The 25,634-nt window shown below is 57.9% G+C and carries 22 protein-coding genes and 3 tRNA genes; 12 read left to right on the top strand and 13 right to left on the bottom strand.

The window, feature by feature from the left end:
* Positions 1–12 precede the first annotated feature (12 nt).
* Entirely contained in the window at positions 13–813 is an 801-nt protein-coding gene (locus ACR0I8_RS00250) for a thioesterase family protein (RefSeq protein WP_170688598.1), read from the bottom strand.
* 77 nt (positions 814–890) lie between these two features.
* Positions 891–1,862 carry a DUF808 domain-containing protein gene (locus tag ACR0I8_RS00245; protein WP_170373605.1) on the bottom strand — a complete coding sequence of 324 codons (972 nt, stop codon included), beginning with the start codon at positions 1,860–1,862 and terminating at the stop codon, positions 891–893.
* 181 nt (positions 1,863–2,043) lie between these two features.
* On the opposite strand from ACR0I8_RS00245, the gene gap (ACR0I8_RS00240) reads away from it, so the two are divergent.
* From gap (ACR0I8_RS00240) to gap (ACR0I8_RS00230), 3 genes are all read left to right on the top strand, one after another.
* Entirely contained in the window at positions 2,044–3,045 is a 1,002-nt protein-coding gene (gene gap / locus ACR0I8_RS00240) for a type I glyceraldehyde-3-phosphate dehydrogenase (RefSeq protein WP_170688597.1), read from the top strand.
* 71 nt (positions 3,046–3,116) lie between these two features.
* Positions 3,117–3,260, top strand: coding sequence for a hypothetical protein (locus tag ACR0I8_RS00235; RefSeq protein ID WP_170458101.1), 144 nt, complete (start codon positions 3,117–3,119; stop codon positions 3,258–3,260).
* 82 nt (positions 3,261–3,342) lie between these two features.
* Entirely contained in the window at positions 3,343–4,347 is a 1,005-nt protein-coding gene (gap, locus tag ACR0I8_RS00230) for a type I glyceraldehyde-3-phosphate dehydrogenase (protein WP_170688596.1), read from the top strand.
* Here the strand turns inward: gap (ACR0I8_RS00230) and coaD are convergent.
* The 3 genes from coaD to ACR0I8_RS00215 all read right to left on the bottom strand — a co-directional run bounded on the left by coaD (position 4,339) and on the right by ACR0I8_RS00215 (position 6,311).
* Positions 4,339–4,830: a pantetheine-phosphate adenylyltransferase gene (coaD, locus tag ACR0I8_RS00225; protein ID WP_170688595.1), complete on the bottom strand. Its 492-nt coding sequence runs from the start codon at positions 4,828–4,830 to the stop codon at positions 4,339–4,341. The genes gap (ACR0I8_RS00230) and coaD overlap by 9 nt on opposite strands.
* Before the next feature lie 81 nt (positions 4,831–4,911).
* Positions 4,912–5,349 carry a CBS domain-containing protein gene (locus ACR0I8_RS00220; protein ID WP_170659465.1) on the bottom strand — a complete coding sequence of 146 codons (438 nt, stop codon included), beginning with the start codon at positions 5,347–5,349 and terminating at the stop codon, positions 4,912–4,914.
* A gap of 59 nt (positions 5,350–5,408) precedes the next feature.
* Entirely contained in the window at positions 5,409–6,311 is a 903-nt protein-coding gene (locus tag ACR0I8_RS00215; protein ID WP_170688594.1) for a LysR family transcriptional regulator, read from the bottom strand.
* Positions 6,312–6,414: 103 nt separating this feature from the next.
* Between ACR0I8_RS00215 and ACR0I8_RS00210 the strand changes: the two genes are divergently transcribed.
* Together ACR0I8_RS00210 and ACR0I8_RS00205 are read left to right on the top strand one after the other, a co-directional pair.
* Positions 6,415–7,914: a CoA-acylating methylmalonate-semialdehyde dehydrogenase gene (locus ACR0I8_RS00210; protein ID WP_170665200.1), complete on the top strand. Its 1,500-nt coding sequence runs from the start codon at positions 6,415–6,417 to the stop codon at positions 7,912–7,914.
* 202 nt (positions 7,915–8,116) lie between these two features.
* Positions 8,117–8,701, top strand: a complete 585-nt coding sequence (locus ACR0I8_RS00205; RefSeq protein ID WP_170688974.1) for a L,D-transpeptidase — start codon at positions 8,117–8,119, stop codon at positions 8,699–8,701.
* 72 nt (positions 8,702–8,773) lie between these two features.
* On the opposite strand, the gene ACR0I8_RS00200 is transcribed toward ACR0I8_RS00205, so the two are convergent.
* Together ACR0I8_RS00200 and ACR0I8_RS00195 are read right to left on the bottom strand one after the other, a co-directional pair.
* A complete protein-coding gene (locus tag ACR0I8_RS00200) occupies positions 8,774–9,250 on the bottom strand; it encodes a fasciclin domain-containing protein (protein ID WP_170373597.1) in 477 nt (158 codons plus the stop codon).
* A gap of 71 nt (positions 9,251–9,321) precedes the next feature.
* Positions 9,322–10,173: a class I SAM-dependent methyltransferase gene (locus ACR0I8_RS00195; protein ID WP_170688593.1), complete on the bottom strand. Its 852-nt coding sequence runs from the start codon at positions 10,171–10,173 to the stop codon at positions 9,322–9,324.
* 150 nt (positions 10,174–10,323) lie between these two features.
* On the opposite strand from ACR0I8_RS00195, the gene ACR0I8_RS00190 reads away from it, so the two are divergent.
* The 4 genes from ACR0I8_RS00190 to mmsB all read left to right on the top strand — a co-directional run bounded on the left by ACR0I8_RS00190 (position 10,324) and on the right by mmsB (position 14,612).
* Positions 10,324–11,439, top strand: a complete 1,116-nt coding sequence (locus ACR0I8_RS00190; protein WP_170373595.1) for a carboxylate-amine ligase — start codon at positions 10,324–10,326, stop codon at positions 11,437–11,439.
* Between the two features lie 106 nt (positions 11,440–11,545).
* Complete coding sequence (locus tag ACR0I8_RS00185; RefSeq protein WP_170688592.1) at positions 11,546–12,688, top strand: acyl-CoA dehydrogenase family protein; 1,143 nt, start codon at positions 11,546–11,548, stop codon at positions 12,686–12,688.
* A gap of 7 nt (positions 12,689–12,695) precedes the next feature.
* Complete coding sequence (locus ACR0I8_RS00180; RefSeq protein WP_480702609.1) at positions 12,696–13,736, top strand: enoyl-CoA hydratase/isomerase family protein; 1,041 nt, start codon at positions 12,696–12,698, stop codon at positions 13,734–13,736.
* Between the two features lie 3 nt (positions 13,737–13,739).
* On the top strand, positions 13,740–14,612 hold the full coding sequence (gene mmsB, locus ACR0I8_RS00175; RefSeq protein ID WP_480702607.1) for a 3-hydroxyisobutyrate dehydrogenase: 873 nt from the start codon (positions 13,740–13,742) through the stop codon (positions 14,610–14,612).
* A 79-nt stretch (positions 14,613–14,691) separates the two neighbouring features.
* On the opposite strand, the gene uvrA is transcribed toward mmsB, so the two are convergent.
* From uvrA to ACR0I8_RS00160, 3 genes are all read right to left on the bottom strand, one after another.
* Positions 14,692–17,550, bottom strand: coding sequence for an excinuclease ABC subunit UvrA (uvrA, locus tag ACR0I8_RS00170; RefSeq protein WP_170688591.1), 2,859 nt, complete (start codon positions 17,548–17,550; stop codon positions 14,692–14,694).
* A gap of 175 nt (positions 17,551–17,725) precedes the next feature.
* Positions 17,726–17,802: transfer RNA gene (locus tag ACR0I8_RS00165), tRNA-Asp, on the bottom strand.
* A gap of 45 nt (positions 17,803–17,847) precedes the next feature.
* Positions 17,848–17,924 (bottom strand) — tRNA-Asp (locus tag ACR0I8_RS00160).
* A gap of 289 nt (positions 17,925–18,213) precedes the next feature.
* Here ACR0I8_RS00160 and ACR0I8_RS00155 point away from each other — a divergent pair.
* From ACR0I8_RS00155 to ACR0I8_RS00145, 3 genes are all read left to right on the top strand, one after another.
* Complete coding sequence (locus ACR0I8_RS00155) at positions 18,214–18,933, top strand: porin (protein WP_170688590.1); 720 nt, start codon at positions 18,214–18,216, stop codon at positions 18,931–18,933.
* 89 nt (positions 18,934–19,022) lie between these two features.
* Positions 19,023–19,097: transfer RNA gene (locus tag ACR0I8_RS00150), tRNA-Val, on the top strand.
* Between the two features lie 89 nt (positions 19,098–19,186).
* Positions 19,187–20,773 carry an APC family permease gene (locus ACR0I8_RS00145; RefSeq protein WP_170688589.1) on the top strand — a complete coding sequence of 529 codons (1,587 nt, stop codon included), beginning with the start codon at positions 19,187–19,189 and terminating at the stop codon, positions 20,771–20,773.
* A 38-nt stretch (positions 20,774–20,811) separates the two neighbouring features.
* On the opposite strand, the gene lon is transcribed toward ACR0I8_RS00145, so the two are convergent.
* The 3 genes from lon to ACR0I8_RS00130 form a co-directional block, all read right to left on the bottom strand.
* Positions 20,812–23,220, bottom strand: coding sequence for an endopeptidase La (lon, locus tag ACR0I8_RS00140; protein WP_170688588.1), 2,409 nt, complete (start codon positions 23,218–23,220; stop codon positions 20,812–20,814).
* Positions 23,221–23,423: 203 nt separating this feature from the next.
* Entirely contained in the window at positions 23,424–24,554 is a 1,131-nt protein-coding gene (gene tgt / locus ACR0I8_RS00135; RefSeq protein ID WP_170688587.1) for a tRNA guanosine(34) transglycosylase Tgt, read from the bottom strand.
* A 63-nt stretch (positions 24,555–24,617) separates the two neighbouring features.
* Complete coding sequence (locus ACR0I8_RS00130; RefSeq protein WP_170688586.1) at positions 24,618–25,529, bottom strand: nucleoside hydrolase; 912 nt, start codon at positions 25,527–25,529, stop codon at positions 24,618–24,620.
* Positions 25,530–25,634: the final 105 nt, after the last annotated feature.

The raw sequence follows: 25,634 nt of genomic DNA, 5'->3' as shown, positions 1-25,634 counted from the left end.
GGGGCTTTTTTCTTACACGAAGATGATCACGGATTGCATTCCATCCACGATCAAATCGCCTTCTGTGTTCCAAACGCGCATGACCTGAGAACTATAGCCATCGCGGCCTGCGGTAAGTTGGTGCTCCAGTAAGAACCAACCGTCGCGAGTTTGAATATCCTCGGACAACACGTTGAAAATCCAGTTCATTGACGAATTTGGTCCGGGTTTCTTTAGCGTGGGGTAGATAGCTGGCGGTGGGAGGTCAGCGATTGCAATCAAGCCCTCCGTCCTGTTCCACATCCGAGGATCGTTGTGTCGGGCCCAAAGGCGCAGATACCCGCGATCTGCCCCCATGAAAGGCAATTCACCCTCGACCTTTCTGACGTCAAAGTTTGTAAGGAAAGGTATCGGCGGTCGCGGCAAATCTGGAGAGAAATAATACTCCGTCATCTCGGGCGCATCTGCGGGCTTCGCCGGGCAATCGAACGCGACATGGCTGTCTTGCGCGCGGCCAAAGGAAAATGTCGCTTGCGCCGCAACACTGCCACCGATTTCGGCAAGAGCGTGGATGGTCTTCACATTGCGCCCCTCGCGCAAGATTTCCGTTTTGACTAGCGGCGGATCACTGATCGGCGCCGTGAAATTTACCAGAGCTGATCTGAGGGGCGGTAAATCTTTGTGCCGATTGTAAACCGTTGACAGCATTAGGGCCGACGAAAACCCACCGAATGTTGTGCGGCCTTGCTTCCAGTTCTGCGGCACCGAGTAGCAGAGGCAATCGCCTTGCGCCTCAGCGGCGCTGAGGACATCGAACAGGGATGGCTCGGACATGGGAATTCCACTTAGCTATTGGCATGTCGAGGATAATCTGACCGCGGACGGAGGCCAGCAGGACCTAACGTCACCGCCTAGTGTTCTTTGGATGAACCTGAAAACGCCCCCATCACGGGCCCGATGACTTTGGTTGCCAGGGGGATCAAGACCATCCCCCAGGCCAGACCAAAGATGCCGTCCATGGTCGCCTTGGCGATCCACTCCGCCGCGGCCTCCCACTGTGCCGAGACCGAATGACCAACCGCATAAGCCCAGTCATGGATATGATGCCCCAGCCAGCCAAAACCCAGAACCTCCATCCCGTGGATGACGATTGATCCGCCCACCCACAGCATGGCCGCCGTTCCGACGATCGAAAGGGTTTTCATCACCGTGGGCATGGCCTTGACCAATCCGCGCCCCAGACCTCGGCCCACCGGCGTCGGAGCGTTTCCGGCCAGATACAGCCCGACATCGTCCATCTTCACGATCAAGGCGACCGAGCCATAAACGGCCACCGTCACCCCAAGCCCGACAACAGCCAAAGTTGCCGCCTGCATCCACACATTCGGAGCCTCAATCGCGGCCAGCGCAATGGTCATGATCTCAGCCGAAAGGATGAAATCCGTCTTGATCGCACCTTTGACCTTCTGTTCTTCAAGGTGGCCCGGATCGCGTACATCCATGTCCTTTTCAATGGCGTGGCTGCCATGTGGGAACAGAACGTGGAATATCTTCTCGGCCCCTTCGAAACACAGATATGACCCGCCCAGCATCAGCAGAGGTGTAATCAGCCAAGGCGCGAAATTCGCAAGCAACAGGGCGACCGGCAGCAGCAGGATGAGCTTGTTGAAAACCGACCCACGGGCAATGCGCCAAATGATCGGCAACTCACGCGCAGGCGCAAACCCTTGAACGTATTTTGGCGTAACCGCCGCGTCGTCGATAATCACGCCGGCCGTTTTGGCCCCCGCCTTGCCAGCAGCCGCTACGACATCATCCACCGAGGCCGCAGCCACCTTGGCAATCCCCGCCACATCATCCAAAAGGGCCAACAGTCCGCTCATCGCGTGTCCTTTCCTGTCACCTGCCGCAAACGGACCCTACCCGATCCAACAGCTAGCGCAAGCGTTAGCGCAATCTGTTCAGGTTTGCGCTAACACCTTAAAAATATGCCGCTTTTGCCCTTTTGAGATTCCGGTTTCAAGGCTATATGGCCTCAAACGCAAGCGCATTTGGAGACGTCACATGACCATCAAGGTCGGTATCAATGGTTTTGGCCGCATTGGCCGCTGTACCCTGTCGCACATTGCCGCCTCGGGCCGCAACGACATCGAAGTGATCAAAGTCAACGCCACCGGCCCGCTCGAAACATCGGCGCATCTGCTGAAATATGACAGCATTCACGGCCGTTTCCCGCGCGAAGTGTCGATCGAAGGCGACACCATGGATCTGGGCCGAGGCCCGATGCAGATGTTCTCGACCTACGACATGAACGAATTGGATTGGGAAGGCTGCGACGTCGTTCTGGAATGCACCGGCAAGTTCAACGACGGCACCAAGGCAAAAACCCACCTGGATCGCGGCGCGCAGAAGGTTCTGCTGTCGGCCCCCGGCAAAAATGTCGACAAGACCATCGTGTTTGGCGTGAACCACAACACGCTGACCGCAAATGACAACATGGTCTCGAACGGCTCCTGCACCACGAACTGCCTTGCTCCGCTTGCCAAGGTTCTGGACGAAGGTGTCGGCATCGAACACGGTATCATGACCACCATTCACGCCTATACCGGCGACCAGCCGACACTGGATCGTCGCCACAGCGACCTGTACCGCGCTCGCGCGGCGGCGATGTCGATGATCCCGACCTCGACTGGTGCAGCGGCTGCCTTGGGCGAGGTTCTGCCAAATCTGAAAGGTCGTCTGGACGGCTCGGCAATCCGCGTCCCTACTCCAAATGTTTCGGCCGTAGACCTGAGCTTCCGCGCCTCGCGCGACGTGACCGTCGAAGAGATCAACGCAATCGTTGAAGAGGCCGCCAAAGGCCCGATGCAGCGCGTTCTGGGTTATGAGCCCGCGCCGCTGGTCTCGACCGATTTCAACCACACCGAGGAAAGCTCGATCTTCGCTCCGGACCAGACCCGCGTGGTGGATAACCGAATGGTCCGCGTGTTGGCGTGGTATGACAATGAATGGGGCTTTTCGGTTCGTATGGCCGATGTCGCCGTCGCCATGGGGCGCCTTAACTGATTTCCTCATGATCGCTTGAACAGCTTCGCCCGCTCAGGTTATCTGAGCGGGCGTTTTTGTTCGGGGCCCTCATGACAAATCAAATCGCCATCTGGCTGGCGCTGCTGATCCTTGGCGCAATCATGCTGGACTATGCCCTGTTCGGAACCGAGCATTTTCTGTTCCTTGGCAAGAAACTTTACGACTTTCTCGACTGGCTCGCTTTCTGGCGCTGAGCAAGGTTTTACTTGACTTTCTCGCCGATCTCGCTTTGTTAGCGCTAACTCATTTCGAGCAAAGACTCTGACGGAGCAGGACATGACACTTAAACTGGCCATTAACGGATTTGGACGTATCGGGCGCGGCGTTTTGCGCGCGGTTATGGAGTCGGGACGGACCGACGTAAAAATCGTTGCGATCAACGATCTGGCCAAGCCGGAAATGAACGCCCACCTGTTCGAATTTGACAGCGTTCATGGCCGCTACTCCAAACCTGTCACACTGTCCGAGGCCGGTCTCGACGTCGGTGCGGGTCCGATCCGACTGACGAGCGAACGCGATCCCGAAGCGTTGGACTGGTCGAATGTCGATGTCGTGCTGGAATGCACTGGCGTATTCCGGACCCGGGAAGCGGCTGAGCGTCACCTGAAGAACGGCTCCAAGAAGGTTCTGATCTCGGCCCCGGCCCGTGGAGACGGCGGCGTCAAGACGATCGTGTTTGGCGTGAACGATTCCGAACTGACCGCCGAGGACACGATCGTTTCTAACGCCTCATGCACAACCAACTGCCTGTCGCCTGTTGCTGCGGCGCTGGATGCCGGGTTGGGGATCGTGCATGGTAACATGACCACCGTTCACGCCTACACCGCAAGCCAGCCGGTGCATGATACCGCAGGCAAAGACCCTTACCTGTCACGCGCGGCGGCTCTGTCGATGATCCCGACGACCACCGGTGCTGCCGCAGCAGTTGGGCTGGTTCTGCCTCAACTTGCGGGCAAGCTGACCGGTCAGGCGATCCGCGTGCCGACCCCGAATGTCTCGGTGGTTGATCTGGTGGCCGAAGTCTCTCGCCCAACGACCGAGGACGAGGTCAACGCCCTGTTTGTTGAGGCCGCTGCCAAAATCCCTGGCGTGCTGGCCGCAGAAAATCGTCCGCTGATCTCGATCGATTTCAACCACGATGCCCATAGCTCGACTGTGTCGCTGGCGGAGACCAAGGTCACGGATGGCACGCTGGTGCGCGTGCTGGCATGGTATGACAACGAATGGGGTTTCTCGAACCGGATGCTGGACACAGCCGCCGCGATGGGCGCGTTATCCTAACCGCTCTTTAAGGGCCACATTCACGCGGGGCGTGACGAAATTCGACACGTCCCCGCCTAATCGCGCGATCTCTTTCACAAGTTTCGAAGCAATGGCCTGATGCCGCGCTTCGGCCATCAGGAACACGGTCTCGATGGAATCGTCCAGAGCCCGGTTCATGCCAACCATCTGGAATTCATACTCAAAATCAGCAACGGCCCGCAGCCCGCGCACGATGACCTGCGCGCCCACATCCCGCGCGCAGTCGATCAGCAAGTTCTCGAACGGATGCGCCACGATCTGGGTCCCGGTCTGTTCTGACAGATGCGCGCATTCCGCCTCAATCATGGCAACGCGTTCTTCCAGCGAAAACAAAGGCCCTTTGTCACGGTTGATGGCCACGCCGATCACCAGCTTGTCCACCAGCGCCGAGGCTCGACGGATGATGTCGATATGCCCCAAGGTGATCGGGTCAAAAGTTCCGGGATAAAGGCCAACCCGCATCACGCTCTCCTGCGTTCAAAAACTGGGCGATAGCAAACACAATCATGCTGCAGGTGCAAGAGGGCGTTATGCCCTGCCCCCTCAATGCCCCATGATCATGCCCTGCAGGGCGTCTTTTTCCATTGCAAGCTCGGTCAGTTGCGCCTTGACCACGTCCCCGAGGGTGACGATGCCGACAAGCTTGCCATCCTCGACAATCGGCATGTGGCGGAACCGGCCTTCGGTCATGCGTGCCAAAATATCTTCGACCGATTCCTGTCGTGTCGCGGTGATCAGGTCCTTGGTCATATAGCTATCGACCGATTGGTTCAGGCACCCGCTGCCGCTGGCCGCCAGTTCTCGGACGATGTCGCGTTCGGACAGAATACCGACGGCGGTACTACCTCCGTCCTCTGAGACAACAACTGTACCGATGCGTCTTTCCGCCAGTATCTTCGCCGCCTCAGACACAGTCGCGGATGGAGCGACGGTCACCACCTCATCGGTGGCTTTGGATGTCAGAATGGCTTGAACGAGCATAAAAAACCTCCGGCAATAACGTACTGTTTTCCAAAGCGTTGCCGGAATGGTCATGAGTGTCAAGTTCCGGCTTCCGCCTCAAGCCGTGCAACTTCGTCGCGAATCCCACGGGTCAATGCCTGCGCAAAGCGGTTGAGGCGTTCGTTTCGCTGATCGCCTTGATGCCGAACCAGATGAAAGCTGCGGGTCAGACTGACCTGATCGGTCAACAACCTGCGCAGGTTCGGATGAAACGGAAGCGTGAAGTCATGCGCAACGCAGATCCCCGCGCCAAGCGCCGCCTGACGTAGCTGAACCGGTACCGAGTTAGATGCAAGCGCCACCCGGTCGATGCCCAAATCGTTGAGGTAGTCCAGCTCGCGATCAAAGATCATGTCCGGGATATAGCCAATCAAACGGTGGGCGTTCAGGTCCTCGACCGTCTGGATCGGGGCGTGTCGGTCCAGATAGTCCTGCGCCGCAACCAGATGCAGTTTGTAGTCGCTGACTTTTTGCACCAGCAGCTTGCCTGCGGTCGGAGAGCTGACCGTAACAGCCATATCCGCCTCACGCCGCGACAAGTTGATGATCCTCGGCAGCGCCAGGATTTGAATATCCAAATCCGGATTGGCATCGCTGATCTTCGCGCAGACCTGAGGCAACAGGTAGTTCGCTGAGCCGTCCGGAGCACCGATCCGAATCTGACCGCTCAGCGACTCGGTCGACCCAACCACTGCGCCAGCGGCAGCGCGCATCGCCTCCTCGGCCTGCAAACCGTGATCCAGCAGGCGTTCCCCAGCGGTCGTCAAAATGTAACCTTGTTGCGACTTGGTGAACAGCTGCGCGTCCAAGCTGCCCTCCAATCGGGCGATCCTCCGACCAACTGTAGCGGGGTCGATCTTTAAGATACGCCCCGCCGACGACAGGCTTTCCTCACGCGCGACGGCAAGAAAAACGCGCATATCATCCCAATTTGGCGTCATCCCGTCCCTCTTGCATTTTTGCAAAGCTCTTTTGAGACATTGCCTCTGTTCAGGTTATTTCTGCAAGCCTATTCTGCGCGCAAACATATCGGAGGAGTTTGCAATGCAAGATCTGACTCATTTCATCAATGGTGAGAACGTGGCCGGAACCTCGGGTCGCTTTGATGACGTTTTCAACCCGGCAACGGGTGAAGTTCAGTACAAATGCCCAATGGCGAGCACGGCCGAAACCACCGCCGCGATCGAGGCTGCCGCAGCCGCGCAACCCGCATGGGGCGCGACCAACCCGCAGAAACGCGCGCGCGTCATGATGGCCATGGTCGGCCTGATGAACCGCGACATGGACAAGCTGGCCGAAGCGCTCAGCCGTGAGCATGGCAAGACCCTCCCTGACGCCAAGGGCGACCTGCAGCGCGGTCTGGAGGTGATTGAATACTGCATCGGCGCACCGCAAATGCTGAAAGGTGAGTTCACCGACAGCGCAGGTCCGGGTATCGACATGTACTCGATGCGTCAGCCTCTCGGCGTTGTCGGTTCGATCATGCCGTTCAACTTCCCGGCAATGATGCCTCTGTGGCACGTTGGCCCGGCACTGGCCTGCGGCAACGCCGTGGTTCTGAAACCGTCCGAGCGTGACCCCTCAGTTCCTCTGATGCTGGCCGAACTGTTCATCGAAGCCGGCCTTCCCAAGGGCGTCTTTCAAGTCGTCAATGGCGACAAAGAGGCCGTAGACACCATCCTCGACAGCGAAATCATTCAAGGCGTCAGCTTTGTCGGCTCGACCCCGATCGCGCAATACATCTACAGCCGCGCAACGGCCAACGGCAAACGTGCGCAGTGCTTTGGCGGCGCCAAGAACCACATGATCGTCATGCCCGACGCGGATCTGGACCAAGCCGCAGACGCGCTGGTCGGTGCAGGTTTCGGTGCGGCGGGCGAACGCTGCATGGCGATCTCGGTTGCCGTTCCTGTGGGCGAAGAAACCGCGGACCGTCTGATCGAGAAACTGATCCCGCGCGTCGAAAAGCTGAAAGTCGGCCCCTACACAGCCGGAGACGACGTGGACATGGGCCCCGTTGTGACCGGAGCTGCAAAAGAGCGTATCCTCGGCCTGATCAACTCGGGCGTTGAGCAAGGCGCGAAGCTGGTCGTCGACAACCGCGATTTCAGCCTGCAGGGCTATGAGGACGGTTTTTTTGTCGGCCCGCACCTCTTCGACCACGTGACGCCAGACATGGATATCTACAAGCAGGAAATCTTCGGCCCGGTTCTGTCGACCGTTCGCGCGGGCTCCTACGAAGAGGCGATAGGCTTGGCGATGGACCACGAATACGGCAACGGCACCGCGATCTTCACGCGCGATGGTGACACTGCACGTGACTTCGCGAGCCGGATCAACATCGGCATGGTTGGTATCAACGTCCCGATCCCGGTTCCGCTAGCTTACCACACCTTTGGCGGCTGGAAGAAATCCATGTTCGGTGACCTGAACCAGCACGGCCCGGACAGCTTCAAGTTCTACACCCGCACCAAGACTGTCACGGCCCGCTGGCCGTCGGGCATCAAGGAGGGTGGCGAGTTCAACTTCAAAGCGATGGACTGATCCAAAGCCAAATCTGTTCAAACCCGGCCGCTCTGGCCGGGTTTTTCATTGGCAGGGTTCCGCCAGAACCCTCCAAAACCCGGAATCTCACGATAAATTCAAGCTGTAGAGGCTGGTCATTTGCGAGCCTGGCAAATATTTTCGGCACAACTATATATTCGAGCAGATTGAACCTCCGGAGGTCGCCTTGTCCAAATCCAACATGACTCGCCGTTCGGCCCTTTTGGGGGCTGCATCCGTTCTGGCCACACCTGCCCTCGTCCGCGCGCAAAGTTCCGATGCGTTCCCGCAAACCGAAGATGCGATCAGCACGCAACTGCCGGTACGCCGAAATGTCTCGTCGTTCTCGCAGCAGAACTGGCAAGACCATTTTGATCAGTTGGGTGCGGGCTGCCTGTTGGCCGACATCACCAGCCGCGCGGTTCACTATTGGGGACCGGACGGGACGTATAAACTGTATCCCAGCTCGGTTCCGATGAGTGAAGAGCTGACCAGGCGCGGTTACACCAAGGTCGTCCGCAAGGCCGAATACCCGACATGGACACCGACCGCCTCAATGCGGGAACGCGATCCGTCTCTGCCCGTTCGGATGGAGGGTGGTGACCCTGGCAACCCGCTAGGCACGCGCGCGATGTATCTGGGCTGGCCAGCTTATCTGGTCCATGGAACCCACGACACCCGCAAGATCGGACGGCAGAGTTCGTCGGGCTGCATCGGCCTTTACAACCAACATGTGGAAGAGCTGTACCCGCTGGTCCAAATCGGAACGCAGGTACGTTTGGTCTGAGGTCTAAAACTCAAAAAAAGCAAAGCCCCGGCCTTCAGGTCCGGGGCTTCTTTGTTTAGCGGGACGCCAAGGTTATTCGGGCAGTATAACCTCATCGACCACGTGGATAACGCCATTACTGGCTTCGATGTCGGCCTGCACCACATCGGCACCATTAACGCGTACGCCATTTTTAGCGTTGACGCTCAGACGATCGCCCTGAACGGTCAGAACCTTCGCGCGCTTGCCAGCGATATCACCCGACATCACTTTGGCAGGCACCACGTGGTAGGTCAGAATTTCAACCAGTTTGTCCTTGTTTTCAGGCAGCAGCAGGCTTTCAACCGTGCCTTCGGGCAGAGCAGCAAACGCCTCATCTGTCGGTGCAAAAACGGTGAACGGGCCGTTGCCCTTCAGAGTGTCGACCAGACCGGCGGCCTGAACGGCTGCGACCAGTGTGGTGAACGATCCCGCAGATACGGCGGTGTCAACGATGTCAGCAGCCTGAGCCTTGATCGGCATGGCAAGTGCAACTGCGGCGGCAGCGCCCATCAATGTGCGACGAAACATGGCTGTCTTCTCCTCTCCAGCTTGTTATGGAAAGGTTTACGGCGCATGTTTCACACCGGATCACTTTAGGATCACTGTTCTTTGATCTGAACCCAGATACTCTGCGCCCGGCCATCGTTCAAAAACGGTAGCGCGTCACACGCATCGGGGCGGTCCTGTTGCAGATAATACCCCGGCCAAAGCATTGAAAACGCTCCAGATTGCAGAAGGGCGTGCAACATGTATTGCTCACCCCAACCTGGACAGTCGTAGAAAAAACGCTTGGGATATTCGTAAGGTAAAAAAACATCATGCACGTGGATGACAACGCCCGGTTTCAGCGTCGGGATGATGCGGCAGAACAGATGCGCGACGTCGTTGCTCATCCTGACAACATGGCTGGAGTCGATGAAAAGAACGTCCCCGGCCTCGAGCTGTTCGAACAGAGCCGGATCTACCTCCTCAAGCCTTTTTTGTTCGAACGCATCGACCACATGGGCGATATCTGCGCGCGGATACGGGTCGATGGCTGTGATCTGCGTGTCCAACCCTCCGTCAAGGACAGCTTGCCGCGTCACGCGGGTTGAGTTGCCGCAACCGACCTCGACCACGCGCTTCGGTTTGAACCTGCGGATCATCAGATACAGAGCGTCGGCATCGGGGCTGTCATAATAGCCATTCCCCGACCGATATCCCGTCTGGTTCCGGGCCGGGTCCTTCAAGGCCTCCAGCGCATTCTTGTACTGGCCGTATTCGGCGACCAGTTCTGCGATGTCGAAGCCTTCCATTCCCGGAGACAACGCGTAAGCGGGACGCTCCAGCCCGCCTGCCCGCTCGAACGCCTCCAGCCGGGCGCGTTCGTCCTGTTCGGTCACCTTGTCGACCAGCTTCACCCCCAACTCATCAAGGGCTGCGTTGATCTGCGGGAATTTTCTGGGTTTCACGAGGCCAGCTCCGTTATCGTATTGCTGTCCGTTCCTTAGCGCTGCTTGTGGTCGCTCTGCAAGCGGCCCCACGACAAACCACTGGCAAACCCTTGGCAAAACGGTGATTTACGTATTCACTGATTGCATTGGAAAACGGCAGGTAGGCCCATGCAACAAGATTTCACGATCGGCATTGAGGAAGAATATCTGCTCGTCGACCGCGACAGCCTGCATCTGGCCGAGGCCCCCGCCGCATTGATGGAAGCCTGCCAGGCGGATTTCGAAGGACAGGTCAGCCCTGAATTCCTGCAGTGTCAGATCGAAGTTGGAACCCGCCCCCACACGACCGTTAAAAGCGCGCGCGAAGATCTCAGGCGTCTTCGGTCCTGTGTGTCAAAGCGGGCTGCCGAGTATAACCTCAGCCCGATCGCTGTATCCTGCCATCCGTTTGCCGATTGGAAGAAACAACACCATACACGGAAAGAGCGTTACGACGCTCTGCAACACGCTTTGGGCGGCGTTGCACGGCGGATGCTGATTTGCGGAATGCATGTGCATGTGGGGGTCGAGGACCCGGCCCTACGCGCAGACCTGATGCCGCAACTCAGTTACTTCCTACCCCATCTGCTGGCGCTTTCGGCGTCCTCCCCGTTCTGGAATGGCGAGGATACGGGGCTTTCCTCCTACCGCCTGACCGTGTTCGACAACCTGCCGCGCACGGGATTGCCGCCGGTCTACAATAGTTGGAGCGAGTACGAACGCACAACCGGCGTCCTGGTCGAGCTTGGCGTGATCGAGGACACCACGAAAATATGGTGGGATCTACGCCCCTCTCATCGGTTCCCGACGCTGGAAACACGCATCATGGACGTCCAGCCGCGGCTTGAGCACACCTTATCTCTGGCCGCGCTCGTGCAGGCCCTGACCCGTATGCTGTGTCGCCTGAAGGCCCGTAATCTGCGCTGGCGACAGTATGACCGCTTCCTGATCGGTGAAAACCGCTGGCGTGCGCAACGCTATGGGGTCGGCGAAGGGCTGATTGATTTTGGGGATCGGTCGATCAAACCCATGGCCGAGCTGATCGGCGAACTCATGGGGATGCTGGCTGAAGATGCCGAGGCTTTGGGAACCATGACCGAACTGGCCCGACTGCGTCAGATCGCAGAAACAGGCACCTCGGCCACCCGCCAGCGGCGCGTCCATGCTGAAGCTGTCGCGAAGGGCGAAGACCCCGGCCAGGCCGTTGTCCGCCATCTGATCGAGGAGTTTCACGCGGACCTCTAGCGAACCCTACACTCAAACAGCTCTCAGGATTGCTCATCCTGAAATAGTTCTGTAACGATTACTAAATAAACAATCGTTCAATTCTTTGCCTGTGGGAGGGTGCGCAATGGAGTTCGGGCTGACCGAGGAACAAACGGCCATTTTCGATATGGCCTATGGATTTGGGCAGGACAACATTGCCCCATTCGCCCGCCAGTGGGAGGCAGAAGGCACAATCCCCAAAGAGCTTTGGCCCCGTATCGGAGAGCTTGGCTTTGGCGCGCTCTACGTCTCGGAAGACAGCGGCGGAGCCGATCTCAGCCGTCTCGACGCAACCCTCGTGTTCGAGGCGCTGTCCATGGCCTGCCCCTCGGTCGCGGCGTTCCTGTCGATCCACAATATGTGCGCCAAGATGCTGGACAGTTTCGCCAGTGATGAGCTGAAATCACGGGTCATGCCCGATGTACTGAGCCTGAATACAGTGCTGAGCTATTGCCTGACCGAACCCGGCTCCGGCTCGGACGCCGCCGCGTTGAAGACGCGGGCTGAGCGCACGAACGAGGGCTACACTCTGAACGGTACCAAGGCCTTCATCTCGGGTGGCGGATACTCGGATGCCTATGTCTGCATGGTCCGCACGGGCGCGGAAGGTCCAAAAGGAATCTCGACCGTCTATGTCGAAGACGGCACGCCGGGTCTGAGCTTTGGAGCGCTGGAACAGAAGATGGGCTGGAAAAGCCAACCCACCGCGCAGGTCCAGTTCGACGATTGCAATATCCCCGCGGGCAATTTGGTCGGTTCCGAAGGCGACGGCTTCAAATACGCCATGAAGGGCCTTGATGGAGGGCGTCTGAACATCGCCTCCTGCTCGCTTGGGGCTGCGCAGGCCGGGTTGGACATGACCCTGCAATACATGTCCGAGCGTAAGGCGTTTGGGCAATCCATCGACCAATTTCAAGCCTTGCAATTCCGCCTTGCCGATATGGAGATCGAATTGCAGGCCGCGCGCACCTTCCTGAGGCAGGCTGCCTGGAAACTGGATCAAGGCGCTCCGGATGCGTCGAAATTCTGCGCAATGGCGAAGAAATTCGTAACCGAGACCGGCTCAAATGTCGTGGATCAATGCCTGCAGCTTCATGGCGGCTACGGATATCTTGCCGACTATGGCATCGAAAAGCTTGTGCGCGACCTACGGGTGCATCAGATACTCGAAGGCACAAACGAAATCATGCGCGTGATCGTGGCGCGCCACCTGCTGGCCGGAACCTGAGGGGATCATGCCTGACATCGACATTCGCACGACCGGTCGCGCCGGGCGCATCACCCTGACCCGCCCAAAGGCTTTGAACGCCCTGAGCTATGAGATGTGCTTGGCCATCGACACCGCCCTGCGCAACTGGCGCGAAGACGACGAGGTCGACCTGATCATCATCGACGCCGAGGGCGACAAAGCCTTTTGCGCAGGCGGCGACATTGCCAAACTCTATGAAACCGGTCTCGCGGGGGATTTCTCACACGGGCAAACCTTCTGGCGCGATGAATACCGCCTGAATGCGCTGATCTTCGCGTACCCCAAACCCATCATCAGCTTTCTGCAGGGTTTCACAATGGGCGGCGGAGTCGGCATCGGCTGCCACGGAACCCATCGCGTAGTCGGAGAGACCTCGAAAATCTCGATGCCGGAATGCGCGATCGGGCTGGTTCCGGATGTCGGCGGCTCGTTGATGTTGGCATTGGCGCCTGGGCGGCTTGGCGAATATCTAGGCCTCACCGCCTTCCGGATGGGGCCAGCGGACGCCATCTACGCCGGTTTCGCCGATCACTTCATCCCTCAAGCCACTTGGCCAGACCTTATCGAATTGCTTGAGGCGTCGGGCAATGCCGAACTGGTCACCGATCACGCCCAACCCGCGCCCGACGGGAAATTGCAACAGATGCAACCAGAGATCGACCAGTATTTTGCAGGCGAGACACTCGAGGATATCCTCATCAGCCTTCGCTCAGAAGATACTGATTTCACGGCGAAAGCGATGGACATGATGGGCCAGCATTCACCGCTTTCCATGGCCTGCACGGTCGAGATGATCCACCGTCTGCGCGGCCCGTCCCTGACCATGCACCGTGCATTGGATATGGAGTATCGCTTCACTTATCGCGCGCAGGAACACGGAGATCTCATCGAAGGTATCCGCGCACTGATCATAGATAGGGATCGTAGCCCAAGCTGGCAGTACCCGGATATGAAAGTACCCGCTGTTGCGGTCTCGAAAATGCTGCAACCGCTTGGCGCGAACGCACTGACTTTTCAGGAGGAATAAGAGATGCAAATCGGTTTTATCGGCTTGGGCAATATGGGCGCGCCGATGGCGGCCAACCTTGCGAAGGCCGGGCATCAGGTCACAGGTTTTGACACGGCGGGTGTAAGCGTTGATGGCGTGACGCAAGCGCAATCCGCAACAGAGGCCGTCTCAAGCGCTGATGCCGTCATCACCATGCTGCCGAATGGCGACATCCTGCGCGTGGTTGCCAACCAGATCATCCCGGCCATGCAACAGGGCGCGGTGTTAGTAGACTGTTCGACCGTCGACGTAGACAGCGCCCGAGCGGTGGCCGAGCAAGCCATCGAAGCGCAGCTTCTGTCCGTGGACGCGCCAGTCTCCGGCGGGATCGGAGGGGCCTCGGCCGGTACCCTGACCTTTATGGCTGGCGGATCATCCGACGCCTTTGCCAAAGCCGCCCCCCTGTTCGAGATCATGGGTCAAAAAGCCGTGCATTGCGGTGAGGCAGGTGCTGGACAAGCGGCAAAAATCTGCAACAACATGATCCTCGGCGTCACCATGATCGCAACCTGCGAGGCTTTCGCGCTGGCCGACAAACTGGGTCTGGACCGGCAAAAGATGTTCGACGTGGTCAGCACGTCCTCCGGCTATAGCTGGACTATGAACGCCTATTGCCCCGCTCCCGGTGTTGGTCCCACCAGCCCTGCGGATAATGGCTATCAGCCGGGCTTCGCTGCCGAATTGATGTTGAAGGACCTGCGCCTCAGCCAGCAAGCTGCCGAAAGCGCCGATGCCGACACCCCGATGGGCCAAGCCGCAACTGCGCTCTATCAGCAGTTCGTTGAAGCCGAAGGTGGTTTGGGCCAGGATTTCTCAGCCATGCTGCCCAGATTTGAAAAACGCAGCCGAGAATAAGGCACAATGATCCTTCATTCATCTGGCTAAAAATATCCCGGAGCGCGAGGCAGAGCCTCGCAAAAAACCGTGTCGCAGCCTATTCAGCCGCGACACGGGTGCCTGAAAGCATCGGCTTGAGGTAACGCCCCGTGTGGCTCCGCTCGACCTCGGCCACCTCTTCCGGTGTTCCGGTGGCAACGATCTCGCCACCGCCATCGCCACCTTCCGGGCCGATATCAATGATGTGGTCCGCGGTTTTCACAACGTCCAGATTGTGTTCGATCACGACAACCGTATTCCCCTGATCGACCAGTTCATGCAGAACTTCCAACAACTTACGAACATCTTCGAAATGCAAACCCGTCGTCGGCTCATCCAGAATATACAGCGTCCGCCCGGTTGAGCGCTTCGACAACTCCTTCGACAGTTTGACCCGCTGCGCCTCACCTCCAGACAGCGTGGTCGCCTGTTGGCCTACCTTTATATAGCCCAGCCCAACACGCGCCAGAGCATCCATCTTATCGCGGATCGACGGCACGGCCTTGAAGAACTCCTGCGCGTCTTCGACCGTCATATCCAGCACATCGGCGATGGACTTGCCTTTGAATTTGATCTCCAGCGTCTCGCGGTTATACCGCGCGCCCTTGCAGGTTTCGCAGGTTACGTAGACATCGGGCAGAAAGTGCATCTCGATCTTGATGACACCGTCGCCCTGACACGCCTCGCACCGGCCGCCCTTGACGTTGAAACTGAACCGCCCGGGCTTGTAGCCGCGCGCTTTAGCCTCGGGCAATCCTGCAAACCAGTCCCGGATCGGCGTAAACGCCCCGGTGTAAGTCGCTGGATTCGAACGCGGAGTCCGCCCGATGGGGCGTTGGTCGATGTCGATTACCTTGTCCAGATGCTCCAACCCTTTGATCGTTTCGCAGGGCGCAGGCGTTTGGCGCGCGCCGTTCAAGCGCATCGAGGCGGTTTTGAACAGCGTCTCAATCGTCAACGTCGACTTGCCCCCACCCGACACGCCGGTCACACAGACGAATTTGCCCAGAGGGAACTCGGCGGTCACGTTTTTGAGGTTGTTGCCCGTCGCTTTCACCACGGTCAGCTTTTTTTTGTTGCCCTTGCGTCGCTCGCTCGGCACCGCAATCTCTCGCGTACCGGCCAGATATTGCCCCGTGACCGAGGCCGCATCGGCCGTGATCTCGGCCGGCGTTCCCTTGCTGACGACCTGCCCGCCATGAACACCCGCTCCGGGGCCGATATCGAACACATAGTCGGCCTCACGGATCGCTTCCTCATCGTGTTCGACAACGATCACCGTGTTACCCTGATCTCGTAGGTTTTTCAGCGTGCCCAACAGGCGATCATTGTCCCGTTGGTGTAGGCCGATTGACGGCTCGTCCAGAACATAAAGAACCCCGGTCAGACCCGATCCGATCTGGCTGGCAAGCCTGATACGCTGGCTTTCACCACCGGACAAAGTACCACTTGAACGTGACAGCGTAAGATATTCCAAACCAACGTTATTCAGGAATCCGAGGCGTTCGCGAATCTCCTTCAAAATCGCCCGCGCGATCTCATTTTTCTGAACGCTCAGATGGTTCGGCGCGTCCTCGACCCAAGCCAGAGCTTCACGGATCGACATCTCGACCACTTGACCCACATGGAGGCCGGCGATCTTCACGGCCAAGGCTTCCGCGCGCAGGCGGTAGCCTTCGCAGGTGCAGCACGGACGGTTGTTCTGGTAGCGCTCAAACTCTTCCCGAATCCAGGCGCTGTCGGTCTCGCGGTAGCGACGCTCCATATTCGGAATCACGCCCTCGAAGTTGCGCGTCACCTGATAGACACGCCCACCTTCATCATAGCGGAACTGGATTTCCTCATCCCCAGAGCCGCGCAGAAACACCTGCTGCACCTTCTTGGGCAGGTCTTTCCACGGCGTGTTCTTGTCGAACTCATAGTGGCGCGCGATGGCTTCGATGGTTTGCAGGAAATACGGAGATTTCCCCTTTCGCCACGGCGCCAAGGCCCCGTCATACAGCTTCAGTGTCTGATCCGGCACCACAAGGCGTTCGTCAAAGAACAGCTCAACCCCCAGCCCATCACAATCCGGGCAGGCCCCGAACGGGGCGTTGAATGAAAAGAGGCGCGGTTCGATTTCGGGAATCGTAAAGCCACTGACCGGGCAGGCAAAGTTTTCACTGAAAGTAATCCGCTCAGGATCCCCTTCGCGCGGCGCGGTTTCCAAAATCGCGATCCCATCGGCCAGATCCAGAGCGGTGCGCAGGCTGTCGGCCAGCCGCGTCTCCATCCCCTCGCGCACGACCAGACGATCCACGACCACGTCGATATCGTGGCGGAATTTCTTATCCAGCGTTGGCGGTTCATCCAGTTCGTAGAACTCACCATCCACCTTGACGCGCTGGAAGCCCTGTTTGCGCAGTTCCAGAAACTCTTTCTTATATTCGCCCTTACGGTCGCGCACGATGGGGGCCAGCAGGTAGCCGCGCGTCCCCTCCTCCATTGTCATGATCCGATCGACCATGTCCTGTACTTGCTGCGCTTCGATCGGCTGACCAGTCGCAGGGCTGTAAGGTGTCCCCGCACGTGCAAACAGCAGTCGCAGGTAGTCATAAATCTCGGTCACCGTTCCAACGGTTGAACGCGGGTTCTTTGACGTGGTCTTTTGTTCAATCGAAATCGCCGGAGACAGTCCGCTGATATGGTCCACATCCGGCTTTTCCATCATATCGAGGAATTGCCGCGCATAGGCCGAGAGGCTTTCGACATAGCGACGCTGCCCCTCGGCATAGATCGTGTCGAAGGCCAACGAGGATTTACCCGAGCCAGACAGCCCGGTGATCACCACCAGCTGGTCGCGCGGGATATCCACGTCAATGCTCTTGAGGTTATGCTCGCGCGCGCCGCGCACCTCGATATTCTTCAGCTCAGCCATTCTGGCCCCCAACAAACACGTCCCTCAGAGATAGGCGAGCGGCGCTGAGTCTCCAACAGAAAAATTAGAACAAACTGTGAACGCACCGATTATTACCGACACATACTGACATCATACTGAAACAACGCCAGCCTTGCGCCAAGAACCAGTGATTTTCTAAATTTTCAAGGGAAAATGGCGCGGTTGACGGGGCTCGAACCCGCGACCCCCGGCGTGACAGGCCGGTACTCTAACCAACTGAGCTACAACCGCGCATCTATTTTCGTGGCCTTTAAACTGGACCAAGTCTGGCAGCGATGGCGCGGTTGACGGGGCTCGAACCCGCGACCCCCGGCGTGACAGGCCGGTACTCTAACCAACTGAGCTACAACCGCCCGCTGCCCGTTCGTTGCTGAACGTTGGGGTGTATTATGGCTACGCTCGGGCATCGTCAAGCGGCGTTTTGAAGTTTTTTGCCTGAAGCCTGATTTTTGTTTGCAGCCACTCCTCGGCCATCCTTCGAGGCGCGGCCCATACGACCGCGCATTTGTGCCCCACCTGCAACAGCATATTGAAATCGCGCCGACCCCCTACTCATCCGAAGCGACAAAAACTAGAGGGTCATTCATGCGCTGAAGTCTCATTTCGACCCGCGCCAATTACAACACAATTCGGAGCAGAAACGTGAAAAAAACCATTGCAACCAGTGCATTGACCAGCCTTCTACTGACCGGTACGGCATATGCCGTCGAGGTAACCGGCGGATATGTGGACCTGGGCTATTCCACCTTCACAGACAGCGATCTTGGCGACGTCTACAACCTTAACGGCGCGGGCGAGTTGGCGTTTTCCCGTGCGTTTAGCCTGCAACTGGATGCGGGCGGATACCGGTTCGAGGACGAGGACTATAGCGGCACAAACGTCACCCTGCACGCCAACCTGCACACACAAACCGCCTCGTTCGGCGCGTTCTACGGGCAGGACCATATCGAAGACGAGACGTTCCAATTCTACGGCGTTGAGGCCGGTTTCGGCGCAGGCCCTGCGCAGATCGAAGGGTACCTGGGCTTTCAAGACCTGAAAGAAGCCTCTGGCGCGGATGGCGCGATCCTGGGCTTTTCGGCCGGAGGGGCCGTTAATGATAAATGGACTGTGATCGGTAAATACGACTACCTGAACGACATTGAAGGTGCTTTAGACGTCAGCGCATTTTCGATTGGCGCGACCTATAATGTTGGCACCAACGCACAGGTCTACGGCGAATTCGGCGCGGCCCACCTATCTATCGGCAGCGGCAGCAGCACCGAACCCTTCCTTGGCGCAGGTGTCCGTATCAATTTGGGCAACGAGCGCGGCACAACCTTCGGTCGCCGTGGCGTTCTGGACAAGCTGCCCGGCCTCTAAGAACACCAGACCCCGGTTTGCATACTGGCCGGGGTCCCGCCCTATAAGTCTTGCAGCCGGGAATGAGCTGCGATAAGACGCCGGGCAATGGGTGATTAGCTCAGTGGTAGAGCGCTTCGTTCACATCGAAGATGTCAGGAGTTCAAATCTCTTATCACCCACCACCTCCAATTTTTTCATCTCCAGACAACGCTTGTCAGGTCAGAAGCCGCCTGCGTATCCTTGATATACGCAGTGTAAAGGGTTGACGCGGATGGCCAAATTGAAGCGTGACATTGGCCTACTGGGTCTGACCTTCATTTCCGTTGGCGGCATTATAGGCTCTGGATGGTTGTTCGGCCCGCTCTTGGCTGTGCAACACGCAGGACCAGCTGCGGTTCTGTCCTGGATCATCGGCGCGGTGGCCATGTTTGTTCTGGCCATCACCTTCGCTGAAATCTCGGCCATGCTGCCTATCCCGGGCGGCATCGCTCGGGTTCCCCAATTCTCGCATGGCAACATCGTCGCGATGGCAATGGGTTGGACAGCTTGGATCGGCTACAACACCACTGCGCCCATCGAGGTTGAGGCGATGTTGAAGTACTTAGCCCCCTACGCGCCGTGGTTGCACACTTCCGAGAGCGGAGATCTGACGAGCGCAGGTGTGCTGGTTGCACTGTCCTTCATGCTGCTATTCGTTGTCGTCAACGCCTTGGGCGTGAAATTCTTCACGCGTGTCAACGCCACACTAACTTGGGCGAAAATAGCGATCCCGGTCATTCTCTCAGCACTCTTGATCGCAAGCAGGTTTGAGTTTCAGAACTTCAAACAACCCGACGGGTTCGCCCCATACGGTCTGCAAGGCATCATGGCTGCAGTATCAACCGGAGGCGTGATCTTTTCATTCATCGGATTTCGCCACATCGTCGATATGGCGGGCGAGGTCCGCAACCCGAAATTCGCCATCCCAGCCGCGCTGGTCCTTTCAATCGTGATGTGTGCGGCCATCTATCTAGCTCTACAGATCGCATTCATCGGCGCCCTTGATCCAACTTCCCTTGCACAAGGCTGGTCCAGTCTCAGCTTCGGCGGTGAAGGGCCTTTGGATGCCGTGATTATGTCTGTCGGCCTTGTCTGGTTCCTAAGCGTATTGAATGTCGGCTCTGTCATCGGACCGTTCGGCAATGGGCTTGTTGCAACGGGTTCGAATGCTCGGATCGCCATGGCCCTGTCAAAGAACGGTTTTCTTCCTCAAAGCATCATGCAGTTGTCCTCGTTCGGAGTACCCCTTTGGGCGCTTGCATTGAATTTCGGGATTGGAGTTTTGTTCCTGCTTACAGTCCCGTTTACCACGGTCATCGCATTGAACGGCGCGGCCATAGTTTTGTCCTTCGCGGTCGGACCGATCGCTGTCGTATGCCTCAGAAAGCTGATGCCAGATCACCCACGCTCGATCCGAATTCCCGCAGTGCGCTTCGTGGGCGTACTGGCCTTCGCCATCGCCACACTGATCGTTTATTGGAGCGGATGGGACACTGTATGGCGTTTAGGCATCGCGCTGATCATCGGCATGATCTTGTTGCTAATCCGCTTTCGCAATCGCCTGGATGAAATGGATGCAGTCGAAGCGCGTTGGCTGATGCCCTATTTCGCCGGCATCGGTGTAATCTCACTATTCGGCCAGTTCGGAGAAGGTGCTCTGAAGCTCATCCCGTTCGGCTGGGATATTCTGGTCTGCATTCTGTTCTCGACGGCAATCTTCATGATCGCTGTCCGGTCGTCCTTAGCAGACGAAAAGTTTCAGAAATACATCGAAGAAGAGGAAATTTTGGACCCGAAACAACCCGTTATCGGGCTATAGAAAAAGGCGGGGACCAGCCCCGCCTTTTTCGGTGTGTCTTAGTGTGCCGTAGCAGACGGCCCAGAGCTTTCAGCCGCTTTCGCAGCCGCAGCCGCAGCCTCTTCTGCGGCTTCGTCCCATTCGATGGGCTCAGGCTCTTCTACCAGTGCCTGTCTCAGCACTTCCGAGACGTGTTTGACCGGGATGATCTCCAACCCTTCCTTCACGTTGTCCGGAATGTCGGCCAGGTCCTTTTCGTTTTCTTCCGGGATCAGAACCGTTTTGATGCCACCGCGCAGAGCAGCCAGCAGTTTTTCCTTCAAACCACCAATCGGCATCGCATTCCCGCGCAGCGAGACTTCGCCGGTCATAGCGATGTCCTTCCGCACCGGAATGCCGGTCAGCACGGACACAATCGAAGTCACCATCGCCAAACCAGCCGACGGGCCATCCTTGGGCGTTGCGCCATCCGGCACGTGCACGTGGATATCGATCTTGTCGAATTGCGGCGGCTTCACCCCGATCTGAGGCGAAATCGACCGCACATAGGACGAGGCCGCGTCGATGGATTCCTTCATCACGTCGCCCAGCTTACCGGTGGTCTTCATCCGCCCCTTGCCGGGCAGTTTCAGCGCCTCGATATGTAGCAGGTCTCCACCAACCGACGTCCACGCCAGTCCGGTGACAACACCAACCTGGTCGTCCTGTTCGGCCAGACCATAGCGGAACTTGGGCACGCCGAGGAAATCATCCAGATTCTCAGGCGTCACGGTAACCGAGTCAGCCTCTTTCTTGATGATCTTGGTCAGCGACTTCCGCGCCACTTTTGCGATTTCCCGTTCGAGGTTCCGCACGCCCGCCTCACGGGTATAGGTGCGGATGATCGACTGCAGCGCCTCATCGGTCAGTTCAAATTCCTTGGCTTTTAGGCCATGGTTCTTGACCTGTTTGCTGATCAGGTGCTGCTTGGCGATCTCGGATTTTTCCTCTTCGGTGTAACCGGCCAGCGGGATGATCTCCATCCGGTCCAGCAGAGGGCCAGGCATGTTGTAGCTGTTCGACGTGGTCAGGAACATCACGTTGGACAGGTCATATTCGACCTCAAGATAGTGATCCATGAACGTGCTGTTCTGCTCTGGGTCCAATACTTCCAACATTGCCGAGGCCGGGTCACCACGGAAATCCTGCCCCATCTTGTCGATCTCATCGAGCAAGATCAGCGGGTTCGTGGTTTTCGCCTTTTTCAGCGCCTGAATGATCTTACCGGGCATCGAGCCAATGTAAGTCCGGCGGTGACCCCTGATCTCGGATTCGTCGCGCACACCACCCAGCGAGATACGAATGAACTCGCGCCCCGTGGCTTTGGCAACGGACTTACCCAGCGAGGTTTTACCCACACCCGGAGGGCCTACAAGGCACAGGATCGGGCCTTTCAGCTTTTTCGAACGCTGCTGAACCGCCAGATATTCAACGATCCGCTCTTTGACCTTCTCAAGCCCGTAGTGATCGGCATCCAGAATGTCCTGCGCGCGGCCCAGATCCTTTTTGACGCGGGATTTGGTACCCCACGGCAGCGACAGGATCCAGTCCAGATAGTTGCGCACGACGGTGGCTTCAGCCGACATCGGGCTCATGTTGCGCAGCTTCTTCAGCTCGCCTTCGGCCTTTTCGCGCGCCTCTTTCGACAGCTTGGTCTCGTTGATCTTCTCTTCCAACTCGGCAACTTCGTTCGAGCCGTCCTCACCATCGCCAAGCTCTTTCTGAATGGCCTTCATCTGCTCATTCAGATAATACTCGCGCTGGGTCTTCTCCATCTGGGATTTGACGCGAGTCTTGATCTTTTTCTCGACCTGCAAAACCGACATTTCGCCCTGCATCAGGCCGTAGACCTTCTCAAGCCGCTCACTGACTGAGAGCGTCTCAAGCAGTTCCTGCTTTTGCTCGACCTCAATGCCCAAGTGACCCGACACGAGGTCGGCCAGTTTGGCGGGCTCGGTGGTCTCACCCACGGCAGCCAAGGCTTCTTCGGGAATGTTCTTGCGAACCTTGGCATAGCGCTCAAACTCGTCCGCGACGGTGCGCAGCAGCGCTTCGGTCGTGGTGACGTCGCCGGGGATTTCGGTCAGATACTCGGCACGGGCCTCGAAAAACTGATCGTTTTCAAGAAATTCCGTGATCTGCACACGCGCCTGCCCTTCGACCAGCACCTTTACGGTACCATCGGGCAACTTCAGCAGTTGCAGGACATTGGCCAGAACACCGGCCTGATAGATACCATCCACGTCCGGATCATCGACACTCGGGTCGATCTGGCTGGACAACAGAATTTGCTTATCATCCTGCATCACCTCTTCCAACGCGCGGACCGATTTGTCTCGGCCCACGAAGAGCGGCACGATCATGTGTGGGAACACCACAATATCGCGCAGCGGCAGGACGGGGTATGAGGAATTCAGAGGCTCTTGCATGCTCTATCCTTATCGTTGGCAAGACGGCTCTGGTCCCTGCTTGAGGCAACCACTGGCCGTCTCCTGTCTTGGATGGTTTAAGGTGGGGCTGTTACCGCCCTATTTCAACCTCACCACCGTGTCTCAATTCGCAGCATGACCAAAGGTTCTGCGGACCGCAAGGCGCGCCGGGAAGATATCCACCGAAATTGTGCCGGTGCCTGCTAAATCGGCTCAATATCACCCTGCGCGCGCTGCGCGTGGAAATTGGCCTGCCAGGCCTCAAACGTTCCTGCCGCAATCGCGTCGCGCATGCCCTGCATGATTTCCTGGAAGTAATGCAGGTTATGCCAGGTCAAAAGCATGCCTGAGATCATCTCGTTCGAACGGAACACGTGGTGCAGATAGGCGCGCGAGTAGTTCGAACAGGCCGGGCATGTGCACTCTTCATCCAGCGGGCGTGGATCATCGGCATGGCGCGCGTTCTTGATGTTCACCACGCCGTGACGCGTGAACACCTGACCGGTGCGTCCGGACCGGGACGGCAAAACGCAATCCATCATGTCCACACCGCGCGCCACAGCGCCTACGATATCATCCGGTTTCCCTACACCCATCAGGTAACGCGGCTTGTCGGTGGGCAGGAAATCGGGGGCAAAATCGAGGCAGTCAAACATCGCCTCTTGCCCCTCACCAACGGCTAGACCGCCGATGGCGTAGCCTTCGAACCCGATCGCTTTCAGTGCCTCGGCGCTTTCTTCGCGCAGGTCCTGTTCCAACCCGCCTTGCATGATCCCAAACAGCGCGTGGCCCGGGCGATCCCCGAACGCATCGCGTGAACGCTGCGCCCAACGCGTCGACAGCTGCATCGACTCGGCAATACGTTTCCGGTCCGCAGGAAGCGAGGGGCATTCATCGAAACACATCACGATGTCCGACCCCAGCAGGCGCTGAATTTCCATCGACCGTTCCGGCGTCAGCTCATGCTTGGAACCGTCAATATGGGATTTGAAGGTCACGCCCTTTTCGGTCAGCTTGCGCAACCCTGCTAGAGACATGACCTGAAACCCGCCTGAGTCGGTCAGGATAGGACGTTCCCAATTCATGAACTTGTGCAGCCCGCCCAAACGGTCGATCCGCTCAGCTGTGGGGCGCAACATCAAATGGTAGGTGTTGCCCAGCAGGATATCGGCTCCGGTCGCACGTACGCTTTCGGGCATCATCGCCTTGACCGTCGCTGCGGTGCCAACCGGCATGAAGGCGGGCGTGCGAACCTCGCCGCGCGGCGTGTTGATCACGCCTGTGCGGGCTTTGCCGTCGGTTGCTTTGAGGTCAAAGGAAAACTGCTGGGTCATGTCATCATCTCGGATCGCGGAACCGGGCAGGATTTGCCCGATCCGCCGGGTCTTTGCAACCCGTCAGGGCAGAGAGGCCACGCGAGCCGTAAACAGATCAACGACCCCTGCCCCGTTAACGTCCCGGCAAACCCAAACCGGGGGCCGCCCCTCATCCGGGATTGTGGCTCCAATTGCCTCGCCTTCGGTTGCCACCTTCAATCCCGTCTGAACGGAGTCGAACATATGATCATGGGTACAGGCGATGACAGCGGTCGAGTCGTGCAGGCCGCAGCCCTCCAACCCTCCGATCTCTTTGTAGAACTTCAGATAGAACCGAGAGATATCGCGCAGAAATGCCCCCATATCGGGCGATTTCAGGGCCAAATCCTCGAAATCAGCACTCTTGTAGAGTGTTTGCAGCGTCACATCCAAACCGACCAGAACAGTCTCTGGCGGTGCCGAAAACACCGCATCGGCTGCTTTGGCATCGTGGTAGATATTCGCTTCGGCATGTTTCGTTATGTTGCCGGAGCAATATACTGCGCCGCCCATGATCACCAGGCGTTTAAGATTCGAGGCGAATTCGGGATCCAATGCCATGGCATCCGCGATATTGGTCAAGGGGCCGACCGCGCACACGACAAGCTCTCCGGGATGTTGGCGGGCCATATCGACCAGAAACGCGGACGCGCTCAGGTCGTGGTTCTGCCCGATCTCAGGGATTTCAGTCAGATCACCAAAGCCTTCCGGCCCATGCACATGCTCGGATGGGCTATGGTCGTCCTCGCCATGAGCAAAGGGGGCACCCTGCGCCACAGGGACAGCTAGTCCAAGTTTATCAACCAGATAGCGCGCATTGCGGCTGGATTGATGGACATGGGTGTTTCCGAAAACGGTGGTCAGCCCGATCAGGTCAATCTCGGGTGCGGCCGCAGCGTAGGCAATCGCCATTGCATCATCGATGCCGGGGTCTGTGTCGATTATCAGTTTCATCCTCACCCGATAGCGCAAGCATTCACAGATGCAAAGCGGTCACTGACTTTAGGTTCAGCCGTAAATTTCGGGTATTCTGGATTTGCAACCACCCCGGTTCCCGCC

Source organism: Ruegeria sp. BG9, assembly GCF_056538305.1.
Note: the sequence above shows the minus strand (reverse complement) of the source record. Positions and strands in the feature narration are given on the sequence as shown.